This window comes from Leifsonia sp. KNZ12-8B (assembly GCF_056755495.1).
This window is the reverse complement of sequence record NZ_JBPGXM010000040.1, coordinates 1-26297: the sequence shown is the minus strand read 5'-3', so window position 1 is coordinate 26297 and position 26297 is coordinate 1. Positions and strand designations below refer to the sequence as shown.

Below are 26297 nucleotides of genomic sequence, written 5' to 3'. Positions count from 1 at the left end.
GGGGGCCCCGGGGCGGGGGGGGGGTGGGGGTGGGCCCCCCCCGCCTCGGCCCTCACCCTCATGGCGGCGGCGACCATCGCCCCCAGTCTTCCCGCGATGGCGGAGGCGTTCGCGGCCGCTCCGGGGAGCGAGACGCTCGTCCGGCTCGCCCTCACCATCACCTCGCTCGCGATCGCGATCGCGGCGCCGTTCGCCGGGGCGCTTGCCGACCGGATCGGACGGCGCCCGCTCCTGATCGCGTCGCTCGTCCTCTACACGGTTGCGGGGAGCGCCGGATCCGTGATCTCCGATCTGCCCCTTCTCCTCGTCTCGCGCGCGTTGCTGGGCGTCGCCGTCGGCGGGATCATGACGGCGGTCTCGACCATCATCAGCGACTGGTTCGACGGCCCCGCGCGCGCCTCCTTCCTCGCGCGACAGCAGGCCGCCGCCAGCCTCGGCGGAGTGATCTTCCTGCCGCTGGCCGGGGTCCTGGCCACCCCGTCGTGGCACACGCCGTTCCTGCTCTACGGCGCAGGCGTCCTCGTTCTGCCCCTCGTCGTCCTCGCGCTCCGGGAACCCGACCGTGCGCGCTCGGCGCCGGCCGCGGCCGGGGGCATCGCGGGCGGCGGCTCTCCACGGGGCCGGGACGCGCGGTGGCGAATCGCGAGCATCGCGGTCGTCGCCCTGGTCGTGACGGCGGTGTTCTTCATGGCTCCCACCCAGCTCCCCTTCTCGCTCCACCGCTTCCATGCGGCGCCTGCTCTGACCGGGGTGGTGGTCGCCGCCAGCACCGCCACCGGCGTGATCGGTGCGCTCGGATTCCCGAGGCTCAGAGCCCGACTGGGCCCGACGGCGATCACCGCGCTGAGCGTGTTGCTCCTCGGCATCGGCTGGGTCGTCGTCGGTGCCGCGAACGGTGTCAGCCAGGTCGTCGCCGGCGTGCTGCTCGGCGGAATCGGCGTCGGCATGGCGGTGCCGAACCTCAACGACCAGCTCGCCACCCTGGCCACCACGGCGAGCCGAGGCCGAGTCCTGGGAACCCTCGTCACGGCCATCTTCCTCGGGCAGTTCCTGTCCCCACTCGTTGCGGCGCCCGTGATCGACGCGATCGGCATCCCCGCCACGTTCCTGTCGGCCGGGGTCATCCTCACGGCCGTGGCGGCCGCCACCCTCGGCGCTCACCTGCTCAGCCGGGGGCGAACACCGGCCGGGCAGGGGCTTATTGCTCAGGTACCTGAGTAATATGGGGTCATGGTTTCGGATCCTGTGGCGGCCGCTTCGACGGCCGAGTTGGGTGACCGGCTCCGCGTCGTGCTGGGGGCTCTGGCCCGGCGCCTGCGCGAGTACGGCGTCGTCGGAGGTCTGCGGCGCGCCGAACTGACGATGCTCACCCGTGTGGAGGCCGACGGCAGCACGACGCTGACCGATCTCGCCGGCGCGGAGGGCGTCCGACTTCAGTCCGCGTCGGAGACCGTTGCAGCACTGGAGGCCGCGGGCTTCATCCACCGCAGGAAGGATCCGAGCGACGGCAGGCGCACGCTCATCAGCCCGACCGATGCGGGCAGGTCGGCGCTGGGCGTCGCCCGGGCACGGCGGGGTGAATGGCTCACCGAGAGGCTGTCGGCCGACTTCTCAGCCGATGAGCGACGGCTCATCGAGACGGCGATCCCCCTGCTGGAACGTCTCCTCGATGACCGGAACCGCGAGGTCGGTCGATGACCGCGCGCTTCACGTCGCCGTTCACGGACCACAGCTCGGCCGACGAGGTGCTGGAGGGTGTGGATCTCTCCGGTCGCCGGGCGGTGGTCACGGGTGCCGGCACCGGGATCGGTTCAGCGGTGGCCAGGTCCCTGGCTCGCCGGGGCGCCGAGGTCACCCTGGCCGTGCGGGTGGCGGACAGGGATGCGGCGGAGTCGGTGGCCGGGCAGATCCGGGACGCTCCCGGCTCCGGTGCGGCATCGGTCGAGCTCCTCGACCTGGTCGACCGCGACTCGATCGCTCGGTTCGCCGATCGGTGGGAGGGGCCGCTGGACATCCTGGTGAACAACGCCGGCGTCATGAACACCCCGGAGAGCCGCACGCCCGAGGGCTGGGAGCTCCAGTTCGCCACCAACCATCTCGGTCATGCCGACCTCGCGCGGCGCCTTCACCCCGCACTCCGAGCGGCCGGACGCGCGCGCGTCGTGTCGGTCAGCTCCAGCGCGCACCGGCGTTCACCGGTGATCTTCGATGACCCCTTCTTCACCAGGCGCCCGTACGACCCCGATCTGGCGTACGCGCAGTCCAAGTCGGCGATCAATCTGTTCGTCGTCGAAGCGGATCGGCGTTGGTCGGCCGACGGGATCCATGTCAATGCGGTCATGCCGGGAGGCCTCTGGACCGGCATCCAGCGCCACCTCGATCCCGCGTACCTCAGCGCGCGGAAGGCCGCCGCTCGGTCGGCGGGTGCCTTCGTCAAGAACCTCGAACAGGGAGCGGCACCGATCGTCCTCTGCGCAGCGAGCCCGCTCGCCGCGGACGTCGGGGGCCGCTACATCGAGGAGGACTGCCAGGAGGCGCTCGTGGTCTCGGAGCAGACCTCGCGGCGCGGCGTCCTGGCGTACTCCGTCGACCCCGAGAACGCCAGGAGACTCTGGGACCTGACCGACGACCTCCTCGGCCGGGCCTAGCGGTCGACCCACGACCACCGGCCCCGCCTCAGCGGAGCGTCACGGTGGTGGTGCGCTCCCGGCCTCCCCGGACGTAGACGACCTCGACCGTGTCGCCGGCGCGGCTGGTCACCTGGATCGCCGTCAGCACGTCGACGCTCACGGCCGGGCGGTCGTTCACCCGGACGATCACGTCTCCAGCACGGATGCCGGCCTCAGCGGCGGGGCCGCCCGCGTCGACCGACTGGACGAAGAGGCCGTCGGTGATGCCGAAGGTCGCCGCGACCGACGGGGGGATCGGCGTGACGGAGACGCCGGCCGTCGGGTGCGCGACCTCGCCGTGCTCGATCAGCTCGTGGGCGATCGGCAGCGCCTGGGCCACCGGAACGGCGAACCCGATGCCGACGCTTCCGGTGCTGGCCTGTCCGGCCTTCCCCGGGACCGTGGCGATCGCCGTGTTCACCCCGACCAGGCGGCCGCTGCAGTCCACGAGAGCGCCTCCCGAGTTGCCCGGGTTGATCGAGGCGTCCGTCTGGATCGCGCCGGCGAGCACCGCGTTGGTGTCGTCGTCGCTCGGAACCGGCACGGTGCGCCCGAGGGCGCTGACGATCCCGGCGGTCACGGTGCTCGAGAGTCCCAGCGGCGCGCCGAGGGCGACGACGGGCTCCCCGACGGAGAGCGAACCGGAGTCACCGGTCGAGATGACGGGAAGGGGCTGGTCGTCGTCGACCTTCAGGACGGCGAGGTCGGTCTTCGGGTCTCGCCCGACCAGGGTGGCGGGCAGCTCGTGGCCGTCGCTGAAGCGGACGGTGAGCTCGCCGGCGCGCGCCGCAGCGGCGATGACGTGGTTGTTCGTCAGGACGTGCCCTGCGGAGTCGATGATCTGGCCGCTGCCGCTGCCGGCCCCATCCGCACCGCGCACCTGGATCGTCACGATCGTCGGAAGGACGCGGTCGGCGATCGCGACCGCGTCGCAGGCGCCGCGCGGCCCGGCGAAGATCAGCGTCCCGACGACGCCCATGATCATCCCGCCGCCGATGAGGATCAGGACCGCGCCGATCGCGACGGCGGCGGCTCCCCGGCCCATGCGGCGGGTACGAGGCGGTGTGGTCGGATCCTCAGCCATCAGTTCTCCCTTGCAGTCCCTGGGCTGAGAATAGCGGGGCAATGTGACGTCCCGTCGTCACCGAGACGCGCACGACGCCCCGGCCCGCCTCACACGTCGCGGTCGAAGAGGTCCTCCCAGGTCTCGCGCCGGATGACCGCCCGCGCCTCGCCGTCGCGCACGAAGACCACCGGCGGGCGCCGGTAGCCGTTGTAGTTGTTCGCCATGGTGTGCGTGTACGCACCCGTGGCGGGCACGGCGAGGAGGTCGCCGACGCGCGCAGCGGGCAGCCGCAGCGGATCGACGAGCACGTCGCCCGATTCGCAGTGCCGGCCGACCACCACGACGTCCTCGGCATCCTCGTCGTGCATGCGACCAGCGAGGACGGCCTCGTAGCGCTGGCCGTACATCGCCGCCTCGAGGTTGTCGCCCATGCCGCCGTCGACGGCGACGAAGGTACGGGCGTCCCGCTTGACGGTCGTCACCGTGTAGAGGGTGAACGCCGACCCGTTGACCATGCTGCGGCCGGGCTCGATGATGAGCTCGGCCTCGGCGGGCAGGTGCTCCCGGGCGGCCGCGAGCAGCGCCTCGACGTACTCGTCGACGGAGGCCGGCCGGTCCTCGTACGTGTACCGGGCGCCGAGGCCGCCGCCGAGGTCGTAGACCGGGAAGGTGCCGAGCGCCGCCAGCGGGGCGACGGCCGCCGCAAGCTCCGCGGGGTCCATGATCTGCGAGCCGACGTGGGCGTGCACGCCGCGCATGTCGAGCGCCGGGCTGGCCTCGATGCGGGCGATCAGGATGCGCGCGGCCCCGGCGGTCAGTCCGAACTTGGACCCGACCTGCCCGGTCTGCACGTGCGGGTGCGTGGACGACGCCACCTCCGGGACGACGCGGACGAGGACGCCCTGCACGCTCCCCGCCGGGACCAGCTGCTCCAACCGGTCGACGTCGTCCGCGTTGTCCACGACGACCAGACCGATCCCCGCCTCCACGGCGATCCGCAGCTCCTCCGTGGTCTTGGCATTGCCGTGCATCACCACGAGCGCCGGGTCCACGCCGGCGCGCAGCGCGCTGAGCATCTCGCCGCCGCCCGCCACATCCAGACCGAGCCCCTCCTCCACCATGACCCGCTGCACCGCGGTCGCCGGGAACGCCTTCGAGGCGAAGACCACGCGCGCGTTCGGGCGCCGCGAGGCGAGGGCGATGCGGTACTCCCGCGCCCGCGCGCGCAGGGAGCCCTCGTCGACGACGATCGCGGGTGTCCCGAAGTCTCGCGCGAGGTCGTCGACCCTGCACCCGGCGATCACCAGGGTGCCGTCGGGGTCGACGGCCGTCCCGGCCGGGAAGAGGTCGAGGATGGGATGCGGCATGGCTGGGTCCTTCTGTCGGTGCGGGGTCGGGCGGTCGCTCAGTCCCGGTCCCTGGCGGCGACGCCGTGCGGGACGACGACGACGGGCACGGGGGAGTGGCGGACGATCTTGGCGGCGTGCGAGCCGAGGAACACGCGCGCGATCGGGCCGAGGGTGCTCGAACCAACGACCAGCACCTCGTTCGGCTCCCACTCCACGTCCGCCATGGCCGACTCCCAGGTCTCGCCCCGCCCGATGGCGACGCCCGAGACGGTGGGAGCGTCGTCCAGCTCCGCCACCCGGCGAACCAGCGACGCCGCGTGCGTCGCGATGTCGGCGGCCCAGGTGTCCGCGATGGCCGTCTCGGCGTCGAGACCGGCTCCCGAGGTCCCGGAATCGGGCGGCACGACGGCGAAGGAGGCGATCCGCAGGTCGGCCTCCAGCGTCGCCGACACCTCTGCCGCGCCGAGCACGAGTCCGGCCGAGGCGCCGGTCCCCCGGTAGGCGGCGGTCACGCGGCTGACGCGAGAGCCCTCCTCCGTGCGGTAGCCGCGCGGCGCGATCGCCACGGGGACCGGCGACGCGTGCAGGAGCGTATCGCTCTCCGCGCCGAGCGCGATGCGCCCCGGCCGTGCGTCCGCCGCCGAGCCCACGACGATCAGCTCCGCGTCGCGCTCCTCCGCGAGGGCGATGAGGCCGCGCCGGGCCGACGGGGCCTCGTACAAGAGGTACTCCGCGGCGATGGAGCTGCCCAGCACCGCCGCAGCGTGGTCGAGCGCGCTGTCCGCGTTGTCCCTGGTGTAGCTGCGCCACTCGGCGTCCGCGCCCCCCGCCGTGGACGGCCACGCGGGCGGGACGATCGCGGCGACGACCAGGTCGGTGCCGGAGGAGCGGGCGAGCATGGCGGCGAGATGCAGTGCCGAGGCCGAACGGTGCGCGGGGTCCACCCCGATCACGATGCTCATTTGCGGCCCGCCCGGCGGCGTGCGGCGGCCTCGCGGATCTCGCTCTTGCTCGGTTGCGCGAAGTTGCTCGTGTATGGCGCCTCCGCGTCGACGGCCGGCTGCCCGACGTGGAGCTTGGAGTGCCTGCGGCCGTAGAACCAGTAGAACGCGAGGAACACGGCCGTCCAGATGAGGAACACCACGATGGTGATCACCCTCAGCTGCGTGATGATGGCGATGCAGCCCGCGATCGAGAGGATGGGGATGGTCCACCCGAGCGGGAGGCGGAACCCGCGCTCCAGCTCCGGCTCGCGGACGCGCAGGATGATGACCCCGAGCGACACCACGAGGAAGGCCACCAGCGTCCCGATGCTCGTCATCTCGGCGAGGAAGTCGATCGGGATGACGGCGGCCAGGATGCTCGTGGCGATCATGACAATGACCGTGTTCTGCACCGGCGTCATCGTGCGCGGGTTCACCTTCGCGAACACCGGCGGGATCATCCCGTCGCGCGACATGGCGAACAGGATGCGCGTCTGCCCGTACAGGACGACCAGCGTCACCGAGAAGATCGAGATGATCGCGCCGATCGCGACGACGGTTCCCGGCCACGCCGAGCCGAGGATGTCCTGGAGGATCGCGGCGAGTCCCGCATCCTGATTCGCGAACTTCTCCGGAGCCTGTGCGCCCAGGGCCGCCAGGCACGTGAGGACGTACAGCACGACGATGATCACCAGAGCGAAGATGATCGCGAGCGGGAGGTTCCGCTTCGCGTTCTTCGCCTCCTCACCGGCTGTCGACACGGCATCGAGGCCGACGAACGAGAAGAAGATGATCCCGGCGCCGCCGACGATGCCCGCGAAGCCGGCGGGCGAGAAGTCGTGGAAGTGGTCGGCGTTCCAGCCGGTGAAGGCGACGGCGCAGAAGAACAGCACGACGGCGACCTTGATGACCACCATGATGCTGTTCACCGTGGTGGACTCCCGCGCCCCGCGCAGGAGCAGCAGCGAGCACAGCACGATGACGATCACGGCGGGGATGTTGACGATGCCGCCCTGCTCGGGCGCCTGGGAGAGCTGCACCGGCAGCTGCCAGCCGAGGAGGTTCTGCAGCAGCTGGTTGACGTACTGCGACCAGCCGACCGCGACGGCCGCCGTCGACACGCCGTACTCCAGCAGCAGGCAGGCCCCGACCGCCATCGCGGTGCCTTCGCCGAGCGTCGCGTACGCGTACGAGTAGGTCGAACCCGACGCCGGCACGGCCCCGGCCATCTCGGCGTAGCAGAGCGCCGTGAGCCCGGCGACGATGCCGCCGATGACGAACGACCAGATGACGGCGGGCCCGGCGACGGGGACGGCCTGGGACAGGATGAAGAAGATCCCCGTGCCGAGCGTCCCTCCGACACCGATCATGGTGAGCGAGAACAGGCCGATGCTGCGCCTCAGGTGCACGTCCTCGGCCCCGGAGGCCGTCGGGGGCTTCCTGCGCAGCAGCTGCTGGGCGATGGTGGGCATACCAGTCTCCTTCGATTGGTGGGGGTCGATGTCGTCGTCGTCCGGCGGCTCAGTCGTTCCGGGTCACGCGGAACAGCTCCACTCCATTGTCGACGGAGCCGCGCACGTGACCGGACGGGGAGGCGGCGACCGCCCGGAGGAAGGCGACGGTCTGCGCGGTGATCTCCTCGCCCGGGATGAGGTTCGGGATCCCGGGCGGGTAGGCGGCGAGGGTGTCCGCGGAGACGCGGCCGACGGCGTCGGCCGCGGGCACGACCTCCGTGTCGGCGAAGAAGGCGTCGCGCGGCGTCATGTGCAGAGCGCCGGACTCGGGCAGGGCGGGGAAGGCTCCGACGGCCCCGCGGGTCCGCTCGGCTCGTGCCTCCTCCGAGTCGGCTGCCGCCGCGAGGGCCCGGTGCGCCCGGCCGAGGTCCGGGGTCTTGCCCGCGCCGATCAGCGCGACGAGGGAGGTCGCGGTCGACATCTCGACGTGGATCCCGTCGGCATCGACGAGGCGCTGACGCAGCCAATGACCGCTGACCTCGGTGCGGGACACGTCGATCGCGACGCGGAGCGGATCGACCGCGACGATGTCGTCGAACGCGCCGAACCCGTCGCTGAGCACGCCGAACCGCGGGTCGGCGCGCAGCGCGTCCCGGAACGCGTCGGCGGCGGCGATCGACCGGCCGATCAGCTCGGCGCCGGTCGCGAGGGAGTGCCGCGCGATGTCGAGGGAGGCCAGCAGCAGCGCGGACGTCGAGGTGGAGGCGGTGATGGACACGGCGCGTTCGACGAGCGGTTCCAGGGCGTCGGCGAAGGCTCCGTGGCCGAGGTGCAGCATGGCGGACTGGGTGAGCGAGCCTCCCAGCTTGTGCGTGCTCGAGACCACGAGGTCGGCGCCGAGCCGGGTGGGCGACTCCGGGAGGTCGGGGTGGAATCCGAAGTGCGGTCCCCACGCGCCGTCGACGATCAGCGGTGCGCCGTGGGCGTGCGCCACCCGGGCGAGCCCGGCGACGTCGGCCACGGCGCCGAAGTAGCTGGGCGAGACGACGTAGACGGCGTGCGCGGGGCGCCCACCGGCCGCCGATGCGGTCAGCGCCGCGTCGAGCGCAGCCGGCGAGACGCCGTGCGCCACGCCGTGGCCGCTGTCGATGGCGGGCAGGACGAACGAGGGCACCAGGCCCGCGGAGAGGACGCCGTCGCTGAAGCTCGAATGCGCGCTGCGCTGCGACAGGATGTTCTCGCCGAGGCCGCGCACCGCCAACGCGGCGATCCGGTTGGCCTGGGAGGCGCCGCCCGTGAGGAACCAGGTGCGCCGCGCGCCCCACGCCTCCGCCGCAAGCGCGAGGGAGCGGCTCAGCGGCGAGTCCTCCCCGAGGTCGATGCCGTCGATGAGCATCGGCACGTCGAGCTGCAGCGGACGCGTGCCGAGGAACTCGGCGAGCCGCGCACTGAGGCCCAGATCGTCGCCGCCGTGCCCGGGGACCATGAGCGCGAGCGGTTCGCGTGCGGCGTGACGGTCGAGGGCGTCGGCGTACGGCGTCTCCCACTGGCGGAGGTCCGCGGCGGCGGGCAGGGTGCGCGCGCCGTCGACCGCGGAGGAGGATGTGGGGGCCATTGCTCCATGGTGCGGGTCGGAGGTCGCCGCCGGAATCCCCTGAACCCCGCGTTGCCCACATACACTGTATGTGGCTCAGGATCCGGCGCACGCGTCGCCGACAGAGGGGCCGACAGAGGGCCCGACAGAGGGACGAGGCAGCCATGGCCGATCTGCGGCAGTTCGAGGCCCTCAGAGCCGTGCACGCCGAGGGCTCCGTGACCGCTGCCGCCCGCCGTCTGGGCTGGGGTCAGCCGACGGTGGACTACCACCTGAAGAACCTGGAACGGCTGGTCGGCTCGCCCGTGCTCATCCGCTCCCCGCGAGGCAGCAGGCTGACCCCCGTCGGCATGCTCCTCCTCGAACGGGCGCAGGAGATCCTGACCCTGAGCGAGCGTGCGATCCGGGATGCGCGCGAGTTCGGCGAGCTGGGCCGGGTGCGGCTCCGCTTCGGAACGTTCGCCACCGCGGCGGCGAGCATCCTGCCGTTCGTCGCCTCGCGCATGCGCGACCTGGGGATCGAGATCGACGCGCTGCTGGAGGAGATCCCGGCGCTCGTCGACCAGATCAATCACGGGGCGCTGGATGCCGCACTCGTCTACACGGTGCCGGGCTACGAGCTGCCGTTCCGCCAGAACGTGGTGACCACCGAGGTGCATCGCGACCCGCTGATGCTCGCCCTCCCGGTGGGCCACCCGCTCGCGGCGCGCTCCTCGGTCGACCTGCCGGCGCTGCTGTCGCTGCGCGACGAGCGCTGGGTCTTCGCGACGACCGAGAACGACCCGATGGATCGCATCGTCGTCGACGCGTTCGCGGCGGTGGGGCACGCCCCCGACGTCGCCATCCGGACGGACGAGTTCCAGGTCCTGCTCGGCATGACCGCCGCGCAGATGGTCGTCGGACTGATCCCGGGCCTCGCCACCACCGCCGAGCACCCCGGAATCGTGCTGCGGCCGATCAACGACCCGTCGTTCGTCCGCTCGATCCTCGTGGCAACGCCGGCGGAGGATCCGTCCCGCCGCCCGCCGGCCGCTGTGCGGCAGCTCATCGCCGCGATCCGGGACGGGTTCGCGGCGGTGCGGGCGGGCGGCGCCATCTCGATGCCGCCCTTATGAACCGCGGAACGACGGGTTCGCTCTGCGATATCCGAGTCGTGTTCAGTCGTCCAGGTCGCCGGAGGCGTGGGCGGCGAACGCTTCGGCGGCCTGGGCTGCGTCGCCGGTCTCGAGCGCACCCACGAGTTTCGAGTGCCACTCGACGAGTCTGTCCCGGTCTCCCAGATAGGAAGGATCACCGATGGCGCGCTGGCTGATGAGCATCGGCTCCAGAGTGTCCCAGAGGCGCTCGAGGACGGATACGCCTGCGAGCTGGATGACGGACCTGTGAAAGCGCACGTCGAGGGAGCGGAACGCGGCCCAGTCGCCGGCCGCGACGGAAGCACCCATCTGCTCGACCATCGACCGCAGGGACGCGAGTGCCTCGTGATCGACTTTCTCGACGGCGATGCGCGCTCCTGCCGCCTCGAGGTAGGAACGGACCTCTCGGGCGACGGAGAACTCGCTCTCGGAGATCTCGGTCACATAGCTGCCCTGTCGGGGTACTGACACGACGAGCCCGGCGTGTACGAGCCGCTTCACGGCCTCGCGGACCGGTGCCTGGCTGATCTCGAGCTGCCGGGCGATCTCCGATTCCACCACGCGGGATCCCGGAGCTCGAGACCCGTCCAGGATCGAGTCGAGGATGATGTCGTACACCTGGTCCGATAGCAGACCTCGTTTGATTGTCGCTTCGCTCATGATCGCTCCTCCTGGGCTAGCGTACCCACGCTAGCGATCATCGATAGGAGCGAAGCAGTGACGCCGACAATCATCGAGGGCTACCGCACCCGCGTTCGTCGCGGGCAGGCGGAGCGGTACCGCATCGTCCACGCGCAGATCCCCGCTCCGATAGCGGAGGCGCTGATCGAATGCGGGCTGGTGTCGTGGCGCATCTGGATGGACGGGGATTCCCTCTTCCATGCGATCGAGACGACGAGCGGCCGGGAGGAGCTGGTTCGGCGGATGAGCGAGCGCGGCCCGATCGACCCCGGCTGGGACGACCTGATCGCAACCCTCATCGACGATGCGCCCGAGGCTTCGACGTCGCTCGATCAGGTGTGGGCCCTCGTCCGCCCGACGTGATCCGCCATTGACGTGCTCCGCGCGGGCCTGCTATTCATCGATTATCGATAGAGATTGGACGATGATGACCAGATCCTTGCCCGCAGCCGCACTCCTGACGGTCGCCGCGCTGATAGGGGTGGCTGCATCCGCGAATCCCGCGGCAGCCGCCCCGCACGTGCAGAGCTACTACGTCTCACCGAACGGTTCCGACGTGGGGAACGGCACCAGTGCGCACCCGTTCCGTCACATCCAACGGTGCGCGGATCTGATGGGCCCCGGCGACACCTGCATCGTGCGGCCGGGCGTCTATCGCGAGACGGTCCGCCCCGCCCGAAGCGGTACGGCGCAAGCGCCGATCACGTACCGGGCTTCTGGGCCGGGAGTGGTGATCGACGGCGCCGACCCCGTGAGCGGCTGGACGCAGGTGAGCGCCGGTGACCTGTCGACGCTCCAGGCACAGGACCCGACCCTTCTCGGATCGGAGTTCGCTGCCGGAGTGGCGGCGGGCTCGATCTACCGGGCGACGGTGACGGTCGAGCCGAGTCTGCCCGGCGTGCAGGTGTTCCGCGGGGCCGCGATGGTGCCCGAGGCCGCATGGCCGCACGCCGGCGATGACCCCGCCCACCCGTCGCTCGCCTCTGCCGATTCCGGCACGCAGACGGTGCTCGGAGACGACGCCCTGTCCCAGCCGGCCGGATACTGGACGGGCGCACGCCTCACCTCGCACAACTGGTTCGTCAGTGAGACGGGCCGGGTGACCTCGTCGTCGCCGGGATCGGTGACCGCGGCGAGCCTTCCGGCGTGCGTCGGTCTCAGCCCCAACCAGCGCAACCTCTACTCCCTCTCCGACAAGATGGCACTGATCGGTCGCGCCGGTGAATGGTTCTACGACGATTCCGGGCACCGCCTCTACATGCAGGCGGCAGGTTCCGGTTCGCCCGTCGACGTGTCGGTGAAACAGCGCCAGTCCGGGTTCGACCTCTCGGGCCGGTCGTACATCACCGTGAGCGGGTTCGGCCTGCACGGCACGAGCATCACGACGTCGGACAGCTCCGACCATGTGACGATCGACGGGCTGTACGCGCGCTACGTCTCCGCGTACTCGGACCTCGACGTCGATCCCGGCAAGGTCACGCCGGCGGACGCCTGCGATGTCCTCACCGCGGGCGAGACGACCAGTGGGATCCTCCTGCGCGGCCAGCACAACACGCTCTCCAACAGCACGATCGCGTACAGCGCCGGCAACGGCGTGCTGGTCGCCGGCACGGCGAACACGGTGAGCAACACGCTGATCACCGACGCCGACTACCTGGGTTCCTATGCCGCCGGCATCAACATCCTCGGAACCGATCACCAGATCCTTCACAACACGATCGTCGGCAGCGGCCGCAGCAACATCAACATCGACAACAAGGTGGCGGGCACCACCGCGTCCGGTATCCGGATCGCATACAACGACATGGGCGACTACGGCCGCATGGTGAACGATGTCGGCGCCATCTACATCTGCTGCAGCGTGAATCTCGCCGGCACACGGATCGACCACAACACCATGCACGACGCCGCACCGGTCGCCGCAGCCGCGCCGGCGCCCGGCGTCTACCTCGACCTCGGAACCTATAACGGCGTCATCGACAACAACGTCACCTGGAACAAGACGACCTACGGCGTGGTGCTGATCAACCCGAACGGAGCCTCCGCCTCGGGGACGAAGATCATCTCGAACACCTCCGGTACGGACAGCAAGGCGCTCAGCCTGTTCGGTGGCACGTATTCGGGTATCGAGGTGACCGACAATCTCGGGACCGTCGACTCGGTTCCCGGTGCGACTCTGACGGCGAACCTGCCCAACAGTGGAGCCGCGTTCACCGACCCGGCCACACACGACTTCTCCGTCGGCGCCTCCTCTCCCGCCCGCAATGCAGGGGTGGTCAGATCGCCGTACACGGACGGCTTCGCCGATCCCGCGCCGACGGTCGGGGCATATCAGTACGGCGCGACGCCGTGGCGAGCCGGCGCCCACCTGACGGAGACGACCGTTCAGGCGGAGGGGTTCAGCTCGAGCTCCGGCGTCAATACGCGTGCCGGAGCCAGCGGCACCGTCTTCGGCAGCTTCGACGGCGGCGACTGGGTGGGGTACAGCGGCGTCGACTTCGGAACCGGTCGGGACACGATCCGGCTCTCGATCGCCACCGATGACCCGTATGCGGGGCAGCGCATCGATGTGCGCCTCGACTCCGTGACCGGGCCCAGCATCGGGACGCTGACCGTCAACGCGACCGGCGGCTTCGACAACTTCTCGTCGCAATACGCCCCGGTCGCCCGCACGACCGGAACGCACGCGGTGTACCTGGTCGCGCTCGGCACCGGTCCGGGCGTCGGCGACGTCGACACGCTGTCCTTCGGCACCGTCGCGCCGTAGAAGCGTCGGCGGCCTTGAAGGGGCCGTGTGGGGTCCTCGGCGACCTCGCACGGCCCCTTCTGTCGCGTTCCGGGGCGCCGGAACGGCCGAACGTCCTGTCACAAACGGTGCTCGCCGGCGGTCTGCATTGCAGGACGATTTGGCGGGACGCGCCCGGAAGCGCTACTGTCGCATCCGCTACCTGCAATCGCTAATCGATTAGCGATTGTCCTGACTCAAGGAGGATTCATGCGACACAGCAAGCGCGCTCTGGCCATCGCCGTGGCCGGAGCGGCGGTAGCGGCACTCGGCCTGGCCGGGTGCTCCGCCGACGGAGGCTCCGGCAAGACGGAGCTTCGCATCCTGGCCAACATCACCCCCGTCCTGACGAAGCAGTACTACGAGAAGCTCGTGCAGCCGTGGGCCGAGAAGCACCCCGACGTGAAGGTGACCATCGAGGTGCCGAGCGCAGAGAACGTGCAGTCGACACTCCAGCAGGAGCTCGCCTCCGGAGATGTGCCCGACATCGTCGCCAGCAACCTGGACCCGGTCGTGGCGAGCCAGCTGCTCCCGTTCCCCACGGAGAAGTGGGTGACCGACACTCCTCTGGCGGAGGAGAACAAGGTCGACGGCAAGATCTGGCAGGTGGCGACCGGCGCCCAGATCCAGTCCCTCGTCTTCTACAACAAGGAGGCCTTCAGCAAGGCCGGCATCGCCGAGACCCCGAAGACGGTCGACGAGTTCACCGAGGATCTGGGCAAGCTCAAGAGCGCCGGGTACACCCCGCTCGGCACCGCAGGCGAGTGGGTCACGGGCGCCCAGTTCGCCATGCTGGCCAACCCGGAGCTGCTGGGTGGCGACGACTTCTACGACAAGCGCAACGAGGGCACGGCGACGTTCGCAGACAGTGCGTACGACACCTGGCTCGAGACGTACTCCCACTGGCTCGCGGACGGCCTCGTGGCCAAGGATTCCCTGGGGCTGAAGTACCAGGACTCGATCGATGCGTTCACCTCGGGGAAGACCGCGACCTACGTGATGGGCAACTGGGTCGTCCCGTCCATCGACGACGCCAAGCCGCCGTTCGGCGTGGGTGTGTTCCCCGTCCCGACGCAGGACGGGAAGACCGGCTACCAGATGAGCGGCCCCGCGCAGCCCTACTCGATCCTGAAGGCCTCCACGCACCAGAAGGAGGCGCTCGACCTGGTCGAGTACCTGGTCAGCGACAAGGAGGCCATCGCGACCTCGCTCGAATCGGAGGGCAACTTCCGGCAGGGCGTCACCTACGAGGGAAGCGCGCTCAACACGTCGGTCGGGGCCATCCTCGACGACGCGGCGGGACTCGTGATCGGCACCTCCGGCCCGCAGGTGCCCGGCGGCTTCGGCGACGAGGTGGGCAAGCAGGTGCAAGCGCTCTACGTCGGGACCAGCGCCGGGGATGCCGCCAAGGCCCTCGACACCTGGTGGGACGCGAACAAGAAGCAGTGAGCGACCGACCGGCCGGCGAGCCCGCCGGCCGGTCCGTCCGGACCTCCGATACCGAGAGACAAGAACGACATGAGACGTCATCGCCGTGCGGCCAGGGCCGCTTTCGCGGTGGACGCGGTCATGATCACACCGGCCTTCGCCCTGGTGGCGCTGTTCGTGCTGATCCCCATCGCGATCGCCGTGTACCTCTCCCTGACCGACTGGGACGGGTTCACCATCCCGCCGTCCTGGGTGGGCGCCGCCAACTACCAGCGGCTCTTCGCCGACACGGAGTTCCTGCGGGCCGCCGGCCTGACGGTCGCCATCACCGTCATCGGAACACTGGCCTGCAACGTGCTCGGCCTCGGCCTGGCGGTGCTCCTCAACAAGAACACGCGGGTGAACGCACTCATGCGCGTGCTCGTCTTCTCGCCCTACGTCGTCGGACCGGTGATCCTCGGCTTCCTCTGGGCATCCATCCTGGGCACGAACGGTGCGGTGAACGGGCTCCTGCGTTCGGCGGGAGCCCCCGGGCTGCCCTTCCTGGCCGACCCGGGCTGGGCCGTCACCACGACCGTGCTGGTCATCATCTGGGCGACCTTCGGCGTCAACGTCGTGCTCTACCTCGCGGGCCTGCAGACGATCGACGCCTCCCTGCTCGAGGCGGCGACCATCGACGGCGCCACCCCGTGGCAGACCTTCTGGCGCGTCAAGTTGCCTGTACTCGCACCGACGGTGACGCTGAACATCGTGCTCGCCGCCATCGGCCTGCTCCGCGTGTACGAACTGGTGCTCGCTCTCACCAACGGCGGACCCGCCGGCGCGACGCAGACCGCGGTGTTCGCGATCCTCACGACGTCGTTCAACCGATCGCAGCTCGGCTACGGCGCCGCCCAGTCCGTCGTCCTGATGGTCGTCATCGTCGCCGTGACCGTGGCGATCACCCAGGGCCGTCGCCGGAGCGAGGAGGCGGTGTCCGCATGAGGAGGACGCTCCGCGTGCTCGGCATGGTGGTCCTCGCGGCCGTCATGGTGCTTCCGCTCTATCTGCTCGTCACGAACGCGTTCAAGACCCAGCGCGACATCGTCGCGTCGCCGTTCGGCATCCCTGCCGAAGGCTTCACCTTCGACAACATCGTCGCCGCGGCCACGTCGACCGACTTCAATGTGCTCACCGCCTACGTCACGACGACCCTCCTGGTGGTGGTGGTCAACGTCCTCTCGGTGCTCGTGACCGGACCGGCCGCCTACGCGATCGGCCGCGGGACCCGCCGGCTGCACCGGGTCGTCCTCCTGGTCCTGCTGGCCGGGCTCTTCATCCCCAGCCAGGCCATCGTGATCCCCGTCATCTACGTGCTCAAGACCATCGGCCTGATGGGGACGCTGCCCGGCCTGGTGCTCTTCCAGACCGCGCTCACCGTTCCCACCACCCTCTTCCTGTTCGTCGCATACGTGCAGAGCATCCCCCGGGAGCTCGACGAAGCGGCGCGCATCGACGGCGCCAGCCGCATCGGCACTTTCTGGCGGGTGATCTTCCCGCTCATGACACCCGCCGTCGCCACCGCCGTCGTGCTCAACTCGGTGGGGGTCTGGTCCGACTTCGTGAACCCGCGCATCGTCCTCGGGCCCGGGTCCGGGCTGTACACCGTCACCACCGGCGTCTTCGCGGCGGTGAGCAAGTACTCGACCGACTTCACCGTCGTCTACTCGAACATGCTGCTGGCCGTCGCCCCCGTCGTCGTCTTCTACATCCTGTTGCAGAAGCGCATCATCGGGGGCCTCACCTCCGGAGCGGTCAAGGGATGAGCCACCACATCGAGGCGACCGTGCCTGTGCGCGAGCTGCCCCGCTGGGCGCTCCTGCAGCGGGAGCTGTTCGCGCTGCAGGAGGAGGCGTGGCGGCTGTTCGAGCGCCGTTTCTGCGAGGCGGACGGCAGCCTCCGCTACAGCGGGCGGATGTACGGGCGGGACGGAGTGGACGACTTCTACGAGCCCTTCTTCAACTGGCCGACGCTCTACCGCCTGGGCGGCTCGGACGAGCTGCTCGACGCCGCCAAGCGCCACTGGGAGGGCGTGACGGCCCAGCAGACCGCATTCGGGTTCGTGCGCGACGAGTACGAGCTCGGCTACGACTGGTTCCACCAGGCAGAGTCGCTCGGGCTCTTCCTCGCGATCTGCGCCGCGGATCCTTCCGACGAACGTTTCCGCGACCGCGCTCTCCGCTTCGCCGGCCTCTACCTGCCCGACTCGCCCCTCGGGAACTACGACGGCGGGAGGCGCATGATCGTCGCCCCGCACACCGGAGCCGGTGGACCGCGCTGGGGCGTCGGCGAGGACTGGGAGGAGTACAGCCCTGACCAGGACGGCATGGCGATCTACGGCCTCCCGCTCCACGATGTGGAGGGGATCTCCTCCTGGGACGACCTCCGCCGGCCCGGGGCGGCGCGTGCGATGGGCGCAGCGATGCAGAGGCGGATGGGCCGCGGGGACACCGCGATCAATCTGGCGGCGACGACCCTCGCGGCGAACGCGTGGCTCTACGACCACGACCACCGCTTCTCGGAGTGGCTGCTCGGCTATGTGGACGCCTGGCGCGAACGCGCGGCGGAGAACGACGGCATCCTGCCGGACAACGTCGGCCCGAGCGGCCGGGTCGGCGAGCTCCACGGCGGCGCCTGGTACGGCGGGCACTACGGGTGGACCTGGCCGCACGGGCTGCACTCCATCGAGCCGGCCGCCGCGGTGGCCGCGCTCAATGCCACGGTCGTCACGGGGAACCTCGACCGACTCGATCTGGCGCGCGGACCGCTCGACACGGTGCTTGCGGAAGCGCGCGTGCTCGACGACATCGAGCACCGGGGCAGCCTCGGTCCCGGGTGGGCGCGCAAGCTCGGTGCCACCCGCGAGACGCGCGAACTGCTGGTGCCCTACCGGCGCGGGCCGGAGGGATGGTTCGACTTCCATCCCCTCGCGCTCACGTACCCGATGTGGCTGGCGTGGGTATCCGGCAGCGCAGAGGATCGCGCCCGGCTCGACCGCATCCGGTCGGCGTCGCCCTCCGACTGGACCGAGGTCCGCTGGTTCCGCGACAAGGAGGAGCAGGGCCACGAAGGGCCGTGGCTCGCCTATCTGGACGGCGACGCCCCCGACTATCCGGAACGCGCGCTGGAGCTGGCGATCGGCCAGGTGCTCCACCGCATGGCCCTCATCGCGCAGGCGCCCGACGAGCCGGAGGACGGGGACATCCATTTCTGGCAACGGCTCAACCCCGTCGCGACGGAGGTCCTCAGCCAGCTCGTCACCGGCGCCCCGCCGGCCATCTATTACGGCGGGCTCGCTCTCGCCCGGGTCGTCTTCGGGGACGCAGCGCGCGGCAGGCCCGGTCTGCCGGGGGGCGTCGCCGCGCTCGTCACCTCGGTCGACGGTCCCACCGTCTCTGTGGAACTGGTCAACGTCGGCGACGCCGAACGCCGCATCGTGGTCCAGGCCGGGGCGTTCGCCGAGGACCGCATCGAGCACGTGACCTACGACCGGATGGCGGGCGGCTATCCCGGCAGCGCCACCGGCTACGACATCCCGGACGTCCGCGCAGCGACCGTGACCGACCCGGTGGGCGCCGCCTCTTTCACCGTGCGCCTTCCGGGCCGAAGCCGGATCACCCTCGACCTGCGCATCTCGCGGAGAGCCGAGACCGCGACCCACACCCGGTTCGCGCGGCACCAGACCCCTTCCACCGCTGACCCCTTCCACCGCTGACCCCTTCCATCACTGAGGAGCGATGAAATGAATACGACGACAGACGACGCACCCCGTAACGGCTTGTCCGAGGTCTGGCCGCTGCCCGTGCGCGGCGGGCCCTTCGAGCGGGCCGACGCCGACATCGTCCGGCGGATGGAGGCGGTGAGCGCGGCGACCGCCTGCGCGAAGCTCAACGGCATGGGGATCACCAGGACGGCGGTGCAGGGGCCGGTTCCATTGGACCGCGGCAACCGGATCGTCGGGTCGGCGCTCACCCTTCAGTTCATGCCGCAGCGTGAGGACATCGCCAGCGGGCACGGCCAGGAGTACGTCGAACGCGAGACGGCGCTGTGGGCGGTCCTCGAGACCGTCCAGGAAGGCGACGTCCTGGTGGTGCAGGCGTGGGGGAGCAGCTTCACCGGCTGCTTCGGCGACATGCTCGTCCGCTACTTCAAGCGTCGTGGCGGCGCGGGCATCGTCGTCGACGGCAGGATCCGCGATGCGGCACGCGTGCGCCAGCTCGGCGTCCCCATCTGGTGCACGGGAACGACGCCCCACTACGCGTCGCAGACCGACCTGTTCCCGTGGGCCTACGACGTGCCGGTCGCGGCCGGTGGCGTGCTCTGCCTGCCAGGCGATGTGGTGGTCGCCGACGACGACGGCGCGGTGATCGTCCCGCGCGCTCGCGCGCTCGACCTCGTGCAGGACGCCGAGGACCACGAGAACTGGGAGGACTTCAGCCGGATGCGGCTCGAGCAGGGGGCTCGCCTGTCGGACTACTATCCGCTGGCCCCCGAGAGCCGGGCGGAGTACGAGCGGTGGCGCGACGCCGGCCGCAAGCCGTTCTGACGTGATCGTCGATGCGCACACGCACGTCTGGGGCCGGGAGGTACTGACCCTGGACTGGCTGGCGAGCCCCGACGCCACGGTGCTGCGACGCGAGCATGCGCTCGACGAGCTGCTCCGCGAGGAGGAGGCGTGCGCGGTCGAGGGGGTCGTCGTCGTGACCGCGATCGAGAGCGTCGCAGGCACCGCGTGGCTGCTGGCGGACGTCGAGCGCTCGGAGCGGTTCCGGGACGACCGGGAGCGATCTCGCGTGCGCGCGGTCGTGGGCTGGGTGGACCTTTCCGCGCCGGACGCGGGGCGCCGGCTCGATGCGCTGCTGGCCGCTCCGGGAGGCACGCGGCTGCGCGGCGTCCGTCTCGTCCAGGAGCAGCATCCGGCGTTCGACGGCCCCCCGCCCCGGGAGCTGCTGCGCGGCTGCGACGCCCTCATCGAGCGTGGGCTCGCCCTCGAGGTCCTGGTGGCTCCCGGACGGCTCGCCGAGGTCGCTCGGCTGGCCCGGTCGCGGCCCGGCCTGCCGATCGTCGTCGACCACTTGGGGGCGCCGCCCCGGCAGGGGTGGGAGCGCTGGAGGGCCGGCATCGCCGTGCTCGCGAGCGAACCGGCCGTCGCCGTCAAGCTCTCCGGCGTCGTCCCGGGCGACGAGCTCGGCTTCGCGAGCGCCCGGTTCGTCCTCGAACGGTTCGGGCCGGGCCGGGTCATGGCGGGCAGCGACTGGCCCGTCCTGCGGCTTCGTTCGACGCTCGCGGCGACGTGGGAGGCCATCACGACCGTCGTCGCGGAACTCGGCGCGGCCGGCCGGTCCGCCGTGCTCGGGGGGACGGCCATCGACTTCTACGGAGGACATCCATGACCACCAGACTGGCCAGGCGGGGCCTGCACCCCACCGACCTGGGACTCGGCACCGCACAACTCGGCGACCTGTTCCGGCCGCTGGCAGACGACGAAGCGCACGCGATCGTCGATGCGGCGTGGGACAACGGGATCCGGTACTTCGACACGGCCCCGCACTACGGACTCGGGCTCGCGGAGTCGAGACTGGGAGAGGCGCTCCGCGGCCGGCCCCGCGACGACTACGTGCTGAGCACCAAGGTGGGCCGCCTCATCGTCGATGACGGCGAAGGCGCCAGGCGGCGGGTCTTCGACTTCTCGTCCTCGGGAGTGCGCCGGTCGCTGGACGAGTCGCGGGCGCGCCTGGGTCTCGACCGGATCGACATCGCCCTCATCCACGACCCGGAGGGGCACACCGAACAGGCCGTGTCCGGCGCCTATCCGGCCCTGGCCGAGATGCGCGACCGCGGGGAGATCCGCGCGATCGGAGTCGGCACGAAGGACGTCGACACCCTGCTGAGGATCGTCGAACGCGCCGACATCGACGTCGTCATGGTCGCCGGCCGGCTCACCCTCCTCGATGACTCCGCGGCGGAGGCTCTGGTGCCGCTCTGCGAGGAACGCGACGTCGCCATTCTCAACGCCGGGGTCTTCAACAGCGGGATACTGGCCAGCGAGGCTCCGACCAGACGGTCCCGCTTCGACTACGGCGATCCCTCCGACGTCATCCTGGCCGCCGCCCAGGGGACGAGCCTGCCGGTCGCCGCCCTGCAGTACGGGCTGTCCTTCCCGCAGGTCGCATCCGTCGTGGTCGGCGCGGACAGCGCCGCCCAGGTCGCGGTGGTCGCCGGTTGGATGGAGAGCGCCCGCGCCGGCACGGCGAACCTCGGCGCCGTCACGGAGGCACGCTGGGCACCACCTCGATCGAGGGGGTGAAGGCGGCGGACCCGGCCGGCCGCCCCGCCCCGCTAGCGCTTCGCCGGCGCCGGGTTGAGCGGCAGCCACTCCTCGAATCGCGTCTCGAAGATCGTCGCGTCCGGGCCGGGGAGCAGCATGTCGTCGGTGAGCCGCTCACCGAAGTAGCGCGCGTCGGGGTCCACGACGACGGTACGGGGGTCGCCGCGGAAGGCGAGACCCCTGCGGATCAGGTCGTCGAGGCCGAACTGCTCGGGTCCCGCCACCTCGATGATCGCGTTGAGCGGCTCGTGCGCGGTGGTCCTCGCCACCGCGGTGGCGACGTCCTCGGCCGCCATCGGGCGGATCTGCGCGTGCGACAGGCGGACCTCGTCTCCGACGGTCGCCGAGGCCGCGATGCTGCCGACGAACTCGAAGAACTGCGTGGCGTGCACGATCGAGTACGGGATCCCGCTCGCCGCGATCAGCTTCTCCTGCTCGACCTTGGCGCGCATGTACCCGCTGTCGGTCATGCGGTCGGAGCCCACGACCGAGAGGGTGACGTAGTGGCCGACTCCGGCCTTCTTCGCCGCCGCGACGATGTTCGTGGTCGCGGTCGTGAAGAACGCCATCACGTCGTCGTCCGCGAACGACGGGGAGTTGGAGACGTCGAGCACGGTGGACGCCCCCTCCAGCGCCTCCTCGAGACCCTCGCCGGTGATGGTGTCGACGCCCGAATTCGGGGACGCGGCGACCGCGTCGTGGCCGTGATCGCGCAGCTTCTGCACGACCTTGGAGCCGATCAGCCCCGTGCCTCCGATGACGACGATTCTGGACATGCTGGCCTCTTCCTTCGTTGATTCGGCGCGCGGGCCGCGCCGGCACAAGCTCTGACCGTCGGGGCTCCCGGTTTGTGACAGCACGGGGCGACGACGCGCCCTGTGACGGACGGATGTCACAGAATCCCCGCGGCATCGGTCTCAGTTGTGGCGATAAGAACGCCAGAAGGAGGCCCCGATGTCCGAACAGCCGAGCGGGACTGCAGGAGCCCGCAGCTCCACGTACGAGAGAAGGATCGCGACGTCGGTGCTGGTCATCGGGGCCGGCGGGTCGGGCCTGCGGGCGGCGATCGAAGTCGCCCAGCGGGGCGGCGACGTCCTCGTCGTCGGGAAGCGGTCGAAGTCGGACGCCCACACGTCGCTCGCCGCCGGAGGGATCAACGCCTCGCTGGCGACGATGGACCCGGAGGACTCGTGGCAGCAGCACGCCGCCGACACGCTGAGGGAGGGGTACTTCCTCGGCGATCCGGCGACCGTCGAGATCGTGACGCGCGAGGCCCGTCGCGGCATCGAAGACCTGGAGCGCTACGGGATGGCGTTCGCTCGAGAGGCGGACGGCCGGATCTCCCAGCGCTACTTCGGGGCGCACACCTACCGGCGGACGGCGTTCGCCGGCGACTACACGGGGCTGGAGCTGCAGCGCGCCCTGCTTCGCGAGTCGTCCCGAGTGGGGGTGCGGATCATCGACTCGGTCTACATCACCCGACTGCTTGTCGAGGACGGCGCCGTGTTCGGCGCATACGGGTTCGACCTCGAGACCGGCGAGCGGTATGTGTTCCTGGCGGATGCGGTCATCCTGGCCGCCGGCGGGCACACGCGGATCTGGCGCAACTCCTCGTCCAGGCGCGATGAGAACACAGGAGACGCCTGGAAGCTCGCGTTCGATGCGGGCGCCCGGATCCGCGACGCCGAGCTCGTCCAGTTCCACCCGTCCGGCCTGCTCGAGCCCGCGGATGCCGCCGGCACACTGGTCTCGGAGGCCGCGAGGGGCGAGGGCGGCATCCTGCGGAACGCCCTCGGCGAGCGGTTCATGTCCGCCTACGATCCCGAGCGGATGGAGCTCTCGACACGCGACCGGGTCGCGCTCGCCGCCTACACCGAGATCGCCGAGGGTCGCGGGACGCCGCGAGGAGGGGTGTGGCTCGACGTCTCGCACCTTCCGCGTGAGACGATCATGTCCCGCCTTCCGCGGGTGTACCACCTGCTGCTCGAACTGCAGATGCTCGACATCTCACGGGAGCCCATCGAGATCGCCCCCACGGCGCACTACTCGATGGGAGGGGTCTGGGTGCGACCGGACGACCACGGGACGGACGTGGACGGCCTGTACGCGATCGGCGAGGCGGCGAGCGGCCTGCACGGTGCGAACCGGCTGGGCGGGAACTCGTTGATCGAGTTGCTCGTCTACGGGCGGCGGGTGGGCGCCGCCGCGTTCGAGCGCTCCGCGTCGATGCGTCACGTGCTGCGGTCGGTGCCCGCGGAGGTCCGAGCGCGCGAGGAGGTCGACGAGCTGCTGGCCGCCGACGGGACCGAGAACGTCCGGGTGCTCCAGCGGGCCGTACGCGACACGATGACCACGTATGCCGGTGTCGTGCGCGACGACGCAGGTCTTCGAGCGGGCCTGAGCGCACTGGCGGACGTGGAGCAACAGCTCGGCGGGATCGGGGTCCATCCCGACATCGCCGGCTACACGGACCTCGCGCACGCCTTCGACCTCCGCGCCGGCCTTCTGGCCGCCCGGGCGACGATCGACGGTGCGCTGGCCCGCCGCGAGACCCGAGGCGCTCACAACCGCTCGGACTACCCGCGCATCGACGAGAGCCTCCGCGTCAATCTCGTGTGGTCGGGGCCGGGGCGGGTGGATGCCGAACCAGTACCCGAGATCCCCGGCGAAATCGCTGAGAAGCTGCGCGATGTCTCGTCAGACGGCAAGCTCGTCGAGTGATCGATCCGTCGAGGACGATCCGGGGTGGCCCTGACTCACAGCCGCTGGGCACCGATGACGGACAGCAGCTTCAGTTTCTCGCTGCTGTCGGTGCCCGGCTCGGCGGTGAACACCATCAGCGATTGCGACTGATCCGGGTCGAGCAGCGTCTGCCCGTAGAGTTCCAGCTCACCGAGCTCGGGATGGATGAATCGCTTGGGCGCGCAGTAGGGGCCGGTGACGGGGTGCTGGTCCCAGATCGTCCGGAACTCGGCGCTCGCCTCCTGCAGAGCTCCGACGAGCGCAGCAGCGCTTGAACGAGGGCCGCCTTCTGCGGCCGCTTCCGCGATCCCCGCGACCAGCGCCCGGCCGTGCCGCGGGTGATCCTCCGGCGGCGCCGTCCGGCGTGATGCGGGATCCGTGAACCAGCGATACACGCGGCTGCGCGCCGGGCCCGAGTACGACGTCTCATCACCGAGAAGGGCCACAGCGGGCGGCGTCTGGATCAGTGTCTCTCCGAGGGTGTTGACGACCTGGGCCGGGGTGTCGTGGAGGCGGTCGAACACGCGCATGAGCCCGGCGTTGACGTGGTCGGTGCGCGCGACGCGACGCGCCACCCGCCGGCCGGCCAGCTGGAACAGATGGTCGCGCTCCTCCAGCGTCAGGTGGAGACCGCGTGCCAGCGCGGCCAGCACCTGCTCAGAGGGAACCGGCCCCCGCTGCTGTTCGATCCGGTTGTAGTAGTCGACGGAGATGCCGCTGAGGGCGGCGACCTCTTCCCGGCGGAGACCGGGGGTGCGGCGCCGCGAGCCCGAGGTCAGGCCCACATCCTCCGGGCGGAGGGCGTCGCGCCGCGTCCGGAGGAACTCCGCGAGCTGAGTGCGATCCATGATGCGATCCTCTCTTCAGTGGACACGTCCGGCCATGCCCGGCTCAACCGGGGACACGGTGTACCCGGATACGGAGACCAGGACAGACCTGGCCTGGTTGCCGCGTTGACGCGGAGCGATCGTGGAGGCATGGAATACACACATGATCACCTCAGCATCCGCGGCCACTGGATCGGCGGCGAGGCGGACCGCGCCGCCGGCGACATCATCGACATCGTCGATCCGGCGAGCGGACGCGTCGTCGCCTTCGCCCCGGCCGGGACCGCGGACGACGTCGACCGCGCGGTCGCGGCTGCGCGCGCCGCGCTTCCCGGTTGGGAGACCACCGACCCGGCGGTGCGCGCCGAGGCGCTGCGGCGTCTCGCCGGTGTGCTCGCCGAACGGCGGGAGGAGATCGCGCAGGCGATCACCGCGGAGATCGGTGTGCCGATCTCGTTCTCCCGTGTCGGCCAGGCAGGTTTCCCCGCGCTCGTCACGGCCGCCACCGCCGAGCTCGCGTCGCAGATCGACTGGGCGGAACAGGTCGGCAACTCGACCGTCGTTCGCGAGGCGGTCGGAGTCGTCGGCGCCATCACGCCGTGGAACTTCCCGCTGCAGCAGGTGATGACCAAGGTGGCGCCCGCGCTTCTGGCGGGCAACACCGTCGTCCTCAAGCCGTCGGAGCTCGCACCGCTCTCCATCCGGATCCTCGCCGAGGCCACCGCGGAAGCAGGCTTCCCGCCGGGCGTGTTCAACGTCGTCTACGGCACGGGCCCGATCGTGGGCGAGGCCATCGTCGCGCACGCAGACGTCGACATGATCTCGTTCACCGGGTCGACGAGGGCCGGGAAGCGGATCTCCGTCGTCGCGGCGGAGACGGTCAAGCGGGTGGCGCTCGAACTCGGCGGGAAGACCGCGAACGTCGTCCTCGACGATGCCGACATCGACAGCGCCGTGCAGCACACGCTCGGCGCCGTGTTCACCAACTCCGGACAGGCGTGCGGTGCGTGGACAAGGCTCCTCGTCCCGGCTCACCGCCAGGCCGAGATCGTCGAGAAGCTGGTCGGCGCTCTCGATCAGTACCCCGTGGGCGATCCGACCGACGAAGCGGTGCGGGTCGGGCCGCTCGCCTCGGAAGCGCAGTGGGAACGAGTGAACGGCTTCATCGAGCGCGGAGTCGCCGACGGCGCGACGTTGGTGGCGGGCGGTCCGGGGC

At 70.7% G+C, this 26297-nt stretch carries 23 protein-coding genes; 15 read left to right on the top strand and 8 right to left on the bottom strand.

All coding sequences use genetic code 11. The features are described from left to right. The 3 genes from ACR9ZG_RS08305 to ACR9ZG_RS08295 all read left to right on the top strand — a co-directional run. On the top strand, positions 1 to 1221 hold a 1221-nt coding region (locus tag ACR9ZG_RS08305; RefSeq protein ID WP_481284354.1), incomplete at its 5' end, for an MFS transporter. 9 nt (positions 1222 to 1230) lie between these two features. Continuing rightward, complete coding sequence (locus ACR9ZG_RS08300) at positions 1231 to 1698, top strand: MarR family winged helix-turn-helix transcriptional regulator (protein ID WP_481284353.1); 468 nt, start codon at positions 1231 to 1233, stop codon at positions 1696 to 1698. Next, positions 1695 to 2648: an SDR family NAD(P)-dependent oxidoreductase gene (locus ACR9ZG_RS08295; protein WP_481284352.1), complete on the top strand. Its 954-nt coding sequence runs from the start codon at positions 1695 to 1697 to the stop codon at positions 2646 to 2648. The genes ACR9ZG_RS08300 and ACR9ZG_RS08295 overlap by 4 nt, the downstream gene beginning before the upstream one ends. A 28-nt stretch (positions 2649 to 2676) precedes the next feature. Here ACR9ZG_RS08295 and ACR9ZG_RS08290 read toward each other — a convergent pair whose 3' ends face one another. The 5 genes from ACR9ZG_RS08290 to ACR9ZG_RS08270 form a co-directional block, all read right to left on the bottom strand. Continuing rightward, positions 2677 to 3753 (bottom strand): S1C family serine protease, encoded by a 1077-nt coding sequence (locus ACR9ZG_RS08290; protein WP_481284351.1) that lies wholly within the window; start codon positions 3751 to 3753, stop codon positions 2677 to 2679. Positions 3754 to 3842: 89 nt separating this feature from the next. Beyond that, the gene (gene lysA, locus ACR9ZG_RS08285) at positions 3843 to 5102 is read right to left on the bottom strand and encodes a diaminopimelate decarboxylase (protein WP_481284350.1); all 1260 of its coding nucleotides are present in this window, start codon (positions 5100 to 5102) and stop codon (positions 3843 to 3845) included. 38 nt (positions 5103 to 5140) lie between these two features. Then, positions 5141 to 6046, bottom strand: coding sequence for a universal stress protein (locus ACR9ZG_RS08280; protein ID WP_481284349.1), 906 nt, complete (start codon positions 6044 to 6046; stop codon positions 5141 to 5143). Beyond that, positions 6043 to 7539, bottom strand: coding sequence for an amino acid permease (locus tag ACR9ZG_RS08275; protein WP_481284348.1), 1497 nt, complete (start codon positions 7537 to 7539; stop codon positions 6043 to 6045). The genes ACR9ZG_RS08280 and ACR9ZG_RS08275 overlap by 4 nt, the downstream gene beginning before the upstream one ends. A 49-nt stretch (positions 7540 to 7588) precedes the next feature. Continuing rightward, the gene (locus ACR9ZG_RS08270; RefSeq protein ID WP_481284347.1) at positions 7589 to 9136 is read right to left on the bottom strand and encodes an aminotransferase class I/II-fold pyridoxal phosphate-dependent enzyme; all 1548 of its coding nucleotides are present in this window, start codon (positions 9134 to 9136) and stop codon (positions 7589 to 7591) included. 143 nt (positions 9137 to 9279) lie between these two features. Between ACR9ZG_RS08270 and ACR9ZG_RS08265 the strand changes: the two genes are divergently transcribed. Then, on the top strand, positions 9280 to 10230 hold the full coding sequence (locus ACR9ZG_RS08265; RefSeq protein ID WP_481284346.1) for a LysR family transcriptional regulator: 951 nt from the start codon (positions 9280 to 9282) through the stop codon (positions 10228 to 10230). Positions 10231 to 10272: 42 nt separating this feature from the next. On the opposite strand, the gene ACR9ZG_RS08260 is transcribed toward ACR9ZG_RS08265, so the two are convergent. Continuing rightward, on the bottom strand, positions 10273 to 10911 hold the full coding sequence (locus ACR9ZG_RS08260; protein ID WP_481284345.1) for a GntR family transcriptional regulator: 639 nt from the start codon (positions 10909 to 10911) through the stop codon (positions 10273 to 10275). Positions 10912 to 10968: 57 nt separating this feature from the next. On the opposite strand from ACR9ZG_RS08260, the gene ACR9ZG_RS08255 reads away from it, so the two are divergent. From ACR9ZG_RS08255 to ACR9ZG_RS08215, 9 genes are all read left to right on the top strand, one after another. Beyond that, positions 10969 to 11295 (top strand): L-rhamnose mutarotase, encoded by a 327-nt coding sequence (locus ACR9ZG_RS08255; protein WP_481284344.1) that lies wholly within the window; start codon positions 10969 to 10971, stop codon positions 11293 to 11295. Positions 11296 to 11356: 61 nt separating this feature from the next. Beyond that, positions 11357 to 13699: a carbohydrate-binding protein gene (locus ACR9ZG_RS08250; RefSeq protein WP_481284343.1), complete on the top strand. Its 2343-nt coding sequence runs from the start codon at positions 11357 to 11359 to the stop codon at positions 13697 to 13699. Positions 13700 to 13927: 228 nt separating this feature from the next. Next, positions 13928 to 15166 carry an ABC transporter substrate-binding protein gene (locus ACR9ZG_RS08245; protein WP_481284342.1) on the top strand — a complete coding sequence of 413 codons (1239 nt, stop codon included), beginning with the start codon at positions 13928 to 13930 and terminating at the stop codon, positions 15164 to 15166. Between the two features lie 69 nt (positions 15167 to 15235). Next, positions 15236 to 16129 carry a carbohydrate ABC transporter permease gene (locus tag ACR9ZG_RS08240; protein WP_481284341.1) on the top strand — a complete coding sequence of 298 codons (894 nt, stop codon included), beginning with the start codon at positions 15236 to 15238 and terminating at the stop codon, positions 16127 to 16129. Then, the gene (locus ACR9ZG_RS08235) at positions 16126 to 16950 is read left to right on the top strand and encodes a carbohydrate ABC transporter permease (RefSeq protein WP_481284340.1); all 825 of its coding nucleotides are present in this window, start codon (positions 16126 to 16128) and stop codon (positions 16948 to 16950) included. The genes ACR9ZG_RS08240 and ACR9ZG_RS08235 overlap by 4 nt, the downstream gene beginning before the upstream one ends. Continuing rightward, positions 16947 to 18899 carry a DUF8034 domain-containing protein gene (locus ACR9ZG_RS08230; protein ID WP_481284339.1) on the top strand — a complete coding sequence of 651 codons (1953 nt, stop codon included), beginning with the start codon at positions 16947 to 16949 and terminating at the stop codon, positions 18897 to 18899. The genes ACR9ZG_RS08235 and ACR9ZG_RS08230 overlap by 4 nt, the downstream gene beginning before the upstream one ends. Before the next feature lie 27 nt (positions 18900 to 18926). Continuing rightward, complete coding sequence (locus tag ACR9ZG_RS08225) at positions 18927 to 19730, top strand: RraA family protein (protein WP_481284338.1); 804 nt, start codon at positions 18927 to 18929, stop codon at positions 19728 to 19730. 1 nt (position 19731) lies between these two features. Beyond that, entirely contained in the window at positions 19732 to 20577 is an 846-nt protein-coding gene (locus ACR9ZG_RS08220) for an amidohydrolase family protein (protein ID WP_481284337.1), read from the top strand. Then, positions 20574 to 21491: an aldo/keto reductase gene (locus ACR9ZG_RS08215; RefSeq protein ID WP_481284336.1), complete on the top strand. Its 918-nt coding sequence runs from the start codon at positions 20574 to 20576 to the stop codon at positions 21489 to 21491. The genes ACR9ZG_RS08220 and ACR9ZG_RS08215 overlap by 4 nt, the downstream gene beginning before the upstream one ends. 32 nt (positions 21492 to 21523) lie before the next feature. Here the strand turns inward: ACR9ZG_RS08215 and ACR9ZG_RS08210 are convergent, their stop codons facing one another. Beyond that, positions 21524 to 22288, bottom strand: a complete 765-nt coding sequence (locus tag ACR9ZG_RS08210; RefSeq protein WP_481284335.1) for an SDR family oxidoreductase — start codon at positions 22286 to 22288, stop codon at positions 21524 to 21526. Between the two features lie 178 nt (positions 22289 to 22466). Between ACR9ZG_RS08210 and ACR9ZG_RS08205 the strand changes: the two genes are divergently transcribed. Then, positions 22467 to 24233 (top strand): L-aspartate oxidase, encoded by a 1767-nt coding sequence (locus tag ACR9ZG_RS08205; protein WP_481284334.1) that lies wholly within the window; start codon positions 22467 to 22469, stop codon positions 24231 to 24233. Between the two features lie 35 nt (positions 24234 to 24268). On the opposite strand, the gene ACR9ZG_RS08200 is transcribed toward ACR9ZG_RS08205, so the two are convergent. Beyond that, entirely contained in the window at positions 24269 to 25102 is an 834-nt protein-coding gene (locus ACR9ZG_RS08200; protein ID WP_481284333.1) for a helix-turn-helix transcriptional regulator, read from the bottom strand. A 129-nt stretch (positions 25103 to 25231) separates the two neighbouring features. On the opposite strand from ACR9ZG_RS08200, the gene ACR9ZG_RS08195 reads away from it, so the two are divergent. Further along, a partial coding sequence (locus ACR9ZG_RS08195; protein ID WP_481284332.1) for an aldehyde dehydrogenase family protein occupies positions 25232 to 26297 on the top strand: 1066 nt, incomplete at its 3' end.